Raw genomic sequence first — 6676 nt, forward strand, 5'->3', positions numbered from 1 at the left:
TCAGCCCGTCGATTCGCACGGTTGCAAGGTCTTGTCGATTTCACGATCATAGCTCTCGAGCGAGGCGCCCGCCTCGCAGACAGCATAGGGTGACGCCATGGGAGCACTGGACACCTTTCCGCGCCGCAAGCTTTCGGTAGCCGATTTTCATCGGATGGGGGAGGCCGGCATCCTGGGAGAGGACGACCGGATCGAACTGATCGACGGGGAGATGATGCAGATGGCTCCAATTGGTGTCGTGCATGCTTCGAAGGTCAATCGGCTGAACAGGATGCTATTGCGCGCTGTCGGTAACGCAGCGAACGTGTCGGTCCAGAATCCGATCGCACTGCCGCCGCGCGACGAACCTCAACCCGATATCGCCTTGCTCAAGCCGCGTGCTGACGACTATATGGGGGGCTTGCCATCGGCCACCGACGTACTGCTCGTCGTCGAAGTCGCCGACACCACTCTGCGTTACGACCGCGACATCAAGGTTCCACTCTACTCGCGCCACGGCATTGCCGAAGTCTGGCTCGTCGACCTGCAAAGCGAGTCCGTGATCGTGCACCGGCAACCCGGCCCCGAGGGCTATCGGGATGTGTCCACCGACACCTCCGGCGCCGTGATCTCGCCGCTGTCGGCTCCGAGCGTCCGGCTCGATCTCGCCGAGCTATGGCGCATCTGAATCCCTACCAGCTCGGACTGGAACGCAACCCGGCGAACTACGCGCCGCTCACCCCCCTCACGCTCCTCGACTGGTCGGCCTCGACCTATCCCGACCATCCGTGCGTCATATACGGCGACCGGCGATATACCTGGGGCGAGACCCATGCCCGCTGCCGCACGCTCGGGTCGGCGCTGCTGCGGCGGGGCATCGGGCCGGGCGATACAGTGGCGGCCATGCTGCCCAACGTGCCGGCGATGTACGAGCTGCACTTCAGCGTCGCCATGGCCGGTGCGGTGCTCAACACGCTCAACACCCGGCTCGATGCCGACACGATTGCCTTCATGCTGCAGCATGCCGAAGCCAAGGTGCTTTTCACCGACCGCGAATTCTCCGGGACACTTGCGAAAGCGCTCTCGACGCTTTCGACCAGACCGCTCGTGATCGACGTGGACGATCCTGCCTTCGACGGCGGCGAGTGCCTCGGGGAGATCGAATACGAAGCGTTTCTCGCCGGCGGCGACGGCACGGGCGTTCGCACCGCGCCCGAGGACGAGTGGGATGCGATCTCGCTCAACTACACGTCGGGGACGACCGGCAATCCCAAGGGGGTGGTGTACCACCATCGCGGCGCGTACCTGAACGCGGTCGGCAATGCGCTGGTGTGGAACATGCCGCGCCATGCCGTGTACCTGTGGACGCTGCCGATGTTCCACTGCAATGGCTGGTGCTTCACTTGGACCATGGCCGCGGTGGCCGGAACCAACGTGTGCTTGCGCAAGGTCGACGCGGCGCCCGTGTTCGATGCGATTGACCGTCACCGGGTCACGCACTATTGCGGCGCGCCGATCGTGCACAACCTGCTCATCAACGCGCCGTCGAGCCTGCGCGCCGGCATCGACCACACGGTGCATTGCCTGGTGGCGGGCGCGGCGCCGCCGGCGGCGGTGATCGAAGGCATGGAGCGCATGGGCTTCGAGCTCACGCACGTCTACGGCCTGACCGAGACCTACGGGCCCGCGGCAGTGTGCGCCAAGCACGACGAATGGGATGCGCTCGATCTGCCGCAGCGCGCGGAGCGCAATGGCCGCCAGGGCGTGCGCTACCCGCTCGAGGAGGGGATGTGCGTCATGGACCCGGCGACGATGCAGCCCATTCCGCCGGACGGCGAGACCATGGGCGAGATCATGTTTCGCGGCAACATCACGATGAAGGGGTATCTGAAGAACGAGCAGGCGACGCAGGCAGCGTTCGCCGGCGGCTGGTTCCACTCCGGCGATCTCGCGGTGGTACAGCCGGACGGCTACGTGAAGATCAAGGACCGCTCCAAGGACGTCATCATCTCCGGCGGCGAGAACATCTCCTCGCTCGAAGTCGAAGATACTCTGTATCGCCATCCTGCCGTCATGACCGCGGCTGTGGTCGCCATGCCGGATCCGAAGTGGGGCGAGGTACCGTGCGCGTTCGTGGAATTGAAAGAGGGCGCGCAAGCCGACGCCGCGGAGATCATCGCCTTCTGCCGCGACCGCATGGCGCACTTCAAGGTGCCCAAGGCGGTGGTGTTCGGGCCGCTGCCGAAGACCTCGACCGGCAAGATCCAGAAGTTCGTCCTGCGCCAGCAGGCGAGAAGCTCACAAGCCATCGACACCTGAGGCGCGAATCTGCGGGCGCAGCCATCGCGCTGCAGCGTTGCGGGCGCAGTGATGCCGCGTGTCGGGGCTCGCAGCCCCTTGCCGATCAATCAATCCGCACATTTGCGTCCGCGATCACCTTCTTCCATTTCGCGGTCTCCTTCTGGATGAAGGTCGCGAATTGCTCCGGTGTGCTGGACGCGACCCCGATTCCCGAATCGAGCAGCCGGGTGCGCGTTGCGGGAACGCCAACCGCCTTGGTGAAGCCTGCGTTCAGGCGCGTGATGATTTCCTTCGGCGTGCCGGCCGGCACGAACACGCCGGTCCAGTTGTCGACGGCGAATCCCGGAATGCCGGCCTCGCCGATGATCGGCAGTTGCGGCATCCCCGGAAAGCGCTTGCCGTTGGTGATCGCGATCGGCCGCAGTTTGTTGGCTTTCACCATGCCGATCGAGGAAGCGACCGTGGCGAACATCAGTTGCACGTTGCCCGCAACCAGGTCGGCCATGGCGAGCGGTCCGCCCTTATAGGGGACATGGACCATTTTCGTCCCGGTCATGATCTGGAACAACTCGCCCGCGAGGTGATCGGGCACGCCGACGCCGGACGAGCTGAAGTTGAGCTCTCCCGGGCGTTTGCGTGCCAGCGCGACGAGGTCGAGCACCGAGCGCACCGGCAGCGCCGGATGCACCACCAGCACATTGAACAGATCGCCCGTGAGCGCCACCGGCGCCAGGTCCTTGTCCGGGTCGAAGGCGAGCTTGCGCAGCAGGTTGGGATTGATCGAGACCTGGCCGACGGTCGCCTGCACCATGGTGTAGCCGTCGGGGGCGGCCTTGGCTGCCTGTTCGACGCCGATCATGCCGCCGGCGCCGGGCCGATTCTCGATCACGACCTGCTGGCCGAGCTCGGACGAAAGGGTGGGCGCCATCAAGCGGGCGGACGTGTCGGTGCCGCCGCCCGGCGGAAACGGAACGATGTAGCGGATCGGTCGAGCGGGCCATGATTGCGCGCTTGCCGTCGAGCCGAAGGCGGAGGCGATCAGCGCCAGTAGACTGAGGCCAATCGGTGCTGCGCGCCCGGTTGCTCGCCAGAGCGCGGCGCGCCCGCTGACAGCTTTCTTCGTTGCCTGAATGCCGCGTCGCTTTGCCGCTTGCTTCACTGCTTCCTCCTCCTCGTTCGCCGAAGGCGAACTCGAACCGGCACGCGCGCCTCGTCTCGGGCGGTCGAAGGCGTGCGCGAGCGTCGACTGCGGATATATACCACGCACCGGCGGGTCGCCTCGGGGCGCGAAGCGTATGCCTCGGGGAATCACACCGTTGCGATCGTGTGACTCCTTGGTGTGGCTGCGCCGCCTACTCGAGCTTGATACCCGCCTGCCTGACGACCTTGCCCCACTTGTCCGATTCGGCACGGATGAATTTGGCAAAGTGATCTGGCGAATCGCCGATCACCTCGTTGCCCTGGGCCGCGATCTTTTCCTTTACGTCGGGGAGGTTGAGTCCCCGCACGATCTCCCGGTTGATGACGCGCGCGGAATAGTCGGACGGCCCGCCCGGCGGAAACGGAACCACGATCCGGATTGAACGCGAGGGAAATCCCTGGGCGACGACGTTGCTCGCGCATGCAGCCAGAACAAGCAGCAGGCCATAAGTCAAACCACCACGATTCATGCTCTCCTCCTTGAGGTCGATCGATCCGTACGTTTTCTTTCTGGATGACCTCCATCGCGCTCGATCCAGCGTTCCGTGTCTGACCGGTCTGCGTCCGGAGCGAGACATCTGCATTATCACTCGGCGGGGGCGCGCGCGTTTCGCCCGCGGCACAGAGCCTGCTTGCCATGGTCGAGACGCCGTTGCAGCCGCCGCGAAAGCGAACGATGGCGAGAACCTTCTTGAAGCACGGCGTCGCGCGGGCTTAACATCGCTTGCAATCATTGCCCGTCCCGGGCCCCGCGGCATATCCGTCCAGTGCTGCCTGCGGCAGCTGGCGGGTTCGATCGGAAGACGCGTCCGGTGCGCGCAGACATGCCAGGGGCGCAAGGACAGAAAAGTGTCGAATCCCTTCGATGACCGGCTCGGAAAGAATCCGGCCAATTTCGTCGCGCTGTCCCCGCTCAGCTTTCTTGCGCGCTCGGCCGAGGTCTATCCCGACAAGATCGCGCTCATCCACGGCGCACTGCGCCAGACCTGGGCGCAGACGTACGCACGTTGCTGCCGGTTGGCATCGGCATTGGCACGAAGCGGGATCGGGGTCGGAGATACCGTGGCCGTGCTGGCGCCGAACACGCCGGCGATGTACGAAGCGCATTTCGGCGTGCCGATGAGCGGGGCGGTGCTCAACACCATCAACATCCGGCTCGATGCGGCGACGATCGGCTTCATCCTGGCCCATGGCGGCGCCAAGGTTTTGCTCGTCGACAGCGAGTTCGCCGCGGTGGCAGCCGAGGCCGTTGGTCGCTGCGAGCGCCCACCGCACGTGATCGACATCGACGATCCGATCTACGACGGCGAAGGCCCGCGCATCGGCGAGGTGGACTACGAAGCCTTGCTCGCCACCGGCGACCCTACGCATCGCTGGGAACTACCGCGCGACGAATGGCAGGCGATCGCGCTCAACTACACCTCGGGCACGACCGGCAATCCCAAGGGTGTCGTGATCCATCACCGCGGCGCCTATCTCAATTCCTTCGGCAATGCAGTCGCTTCGGTCATGGGTCCGGATTCGGTGTACCTCTGGACGCTGCCGATGTTCCACTGCAACGGCTGGTCGTTCACCTGGACCATGGCGCTGCTGGGCGGCACGAACGTGTGCCTGCGCCGAGTGGAAACCCGCGCAATATTCGAGGCAATCAAGCAGCACCGCGTGACTCACCTGTGCGGCGCGCCGATCGTGCTCAACATGATGGTCAACGCCCCGGAGGCCGAGCGCTCGCTGGTCGACCATCCGCTCGAGGCGATGACCGGCGGCGCCGCGCCGCCCGCGGCCGTGATCGCGCGCATGGAAGAAATGGGTATCGCGGTCACGCATCTCTACGGCCTGACCGAAACTTACGGGCCGACTGTGGCGTGCGCCTGGCACGACGAGTGGAATTCGCTTCCACTCGCGGAGCGAGCGAAGCTCAAGAGCCGGGCTGGCGTACGCAAGGCCATCATGGAAGAAGTGACGGTGCTCGACCCGGAAACGCTGCAACCGGTGCCGCGCGACGGCGAGACTCTGGGCGAAGTCGTGATGCGCGGCAATGTCGTGATGCGCGGCTACCTGAAGAATCCGCGTGCAACCGAAGAAAGCTTCGCCGGCGGCTGGTATCACACCGGCGACCTTGGCGTGATCCATCCCGACGGTTACATCCAGATCAAGGATCGCTCCAAGGACATCATCATTTCCGGCGGCGAGAACATCTCCTCGATCGAGCTCGAGGACACGCTCTATCAGCACCCGGCGATACTGGAAGCTGCCGTGGTGGCGCGGCCCGACGCGCATTGGGGCGAGACGCCATGCGCGTTCATCGCTTTGAAGCCCGAGGCCAGCGCAACCGAAGCGGACATCATTGCGTTCTGCCGCGAGCATCTGGCCGGGTTCAAGGTGCCGAAGACCGTGGTGTTCGGGCCGCTGCCGAAGACCGCTACCGGCAAAGTGCAGAAGTACGTGCTGCGCGAGCGGGCGCGCGGCGCCGGTGGGGTCGAGCGCCGGGAGTAGAACCGCCCCGTCCACGCATTGCGCGTTCCGCCCCTCCTTGGCAGGAGGGGAGTCCGTTTCCCCTCCTCGTCGAGGAGGGGTGCCGGCGAAGGAGGCGGGGTGGTCAAGCTCCTCATCGAGGAGGGGTGCCGGCGAAGAAGGCGGGGTGGTCAAGCTCCTCGTCGAGGAGGGATGTCGGGAAGGGAGACGGAATCGTGTGGTTCGCGTCGACGTGCCGCCCGTGTGCTTGTTGTCGCCCGCCCAAACCTGCTATCGTCGAATCGGTGTCGCGCCGCGCTGCATCTCCAGGCATGCAGTGTCGGCCATTCTGAATCGGAGGAGCAGAGGCGATGCCCGAGGCGGGCGACGAGATCATCCTGCGCACGCAGGCGCTCACCAAGGAGTTCAAGGGTTTCGTCGCGGTATCGAACGTCGAGCTCGCGGTGCGCCGAGGCACGATCCACGCTTTGATCGGGCCGAACGGTGCCGGCAAGACCACCGTCTTCAATCTCATCAGCCAGTTCCTCCAGCCCTCCAGCGGCCGGATCTACTACGCCGGCCGCGACATCACCGGCACGAGCCCCGCGCAGGTCGCGCGCTTGGGGCTGGTGCGCTCCTTTCAGATCTCCGCGGTTTTTCCGCACATGTCGGTGCTCGAGAACGTGCGCATCGCGCTCCAGCGTGCACGCGGCACGTCCTTCGACTTCTGGCGCTCCGAGCG

At 65.2% G+C, this 6676-nt stretch carries 6 protein-coding genes; 4 read left to right on the top strand and 2 right to left on the bottom strand.

The window, feature by feature from the left end; all coding sequences use genetic code 11:
• Positions 1-97 precede the first annotated feature (97 nt).
• Together GEV05_00605 and GEV05_00610 are read left to right on the top strand one after the other, a co-directional pair.
• On the top strand, positions 98-667 hold the full coding sequence (locus tag GEV05_00605; protein ID MPZ41908.1) for a Uma2 family endonuclease: 570 nt from the start codon (positions 98-100) through the stop codon (positions 665-667).
• Positions 655-2298 (top strand): AMP-binding protein, encoded by a 1644-nt coding sequence (locus GEV05_00610; GenBank protein MPZ41909.1) that lies wholly within the window; start codon positions 655-657, stop codon positions 2296-2298. Before GEV05_00605 ends, GEV05_00610 begins: the two co-directional genes overlap by 13 nt.
• 85 nt (positions 2299-2383) lie before the next feature.
• Here the strand turns inward: GEV05_00610 and GEV05_00615 are convergent, their stop codons facing one another.
• Both GEV05_00615 and GEV05_00620 read right to left on the bottom strand, forming a co-directional pair.
• Positions 2384-3343, bottom strand: a complete 960-nt coding sequence (locus GEV05_00615) for a tripartite tricarboxylate transporter substrate binding protein (GenBank protein ID MPZ41910.1) — start codon at positions 3341-3343, stop codon at positions 2384-2386.
• A 289-nt stretch (positions 3344-3632) separates the two neighbouring features.
• Positions 3633-4238, bottom strand: a complete 606-nt coding sequence (locus GEV05_00620; protein ID MPZ41911.1) for a hypothetical protein — start codon at positions 4236-4238, stop codon at positions 3633-3635.
• Here GEV05_00620 and GEV05_00625 point away from each other — a divergent pair.
• Together GEV05_00625 and GEV05_00630 are read left to right on the top strand one after the other, a co-directional pair.
• Positions 3949-5976 carry a long-chain-fatty-acid--CoA ligase gene (locus tag GEV05_00625; GenBank protein ID MPZ41912.1) on the top strand — a complete coding sequence of 676 codons (2028 nt, stop codon included), beginning with the start codon at positions 3949-3951 and terminating at the stop codon, positions 5974-5976. The genes GEV05_00620 and GEV05_00625 overlap by 290 nt on opposite strands.
• 329 nt (positions 5977-6305) lie before the next feature.
• On the top strand, positions 6306-6676 hold a 371-nt coding region (locus GEV05_00630; protein ID MPZ41913.1), incomplete at its 3' end, for an ATP-binding cassette domain-containing protein.

It is taken from the genome of Betaproteobacteria bacterium (genome assembly GCA_009377585.1).
Lineage (GTDB): Bacteria > Pseudomonadota > Gammaproteobacteria > Burkholderiales > WYBJ01 > WYBJ01.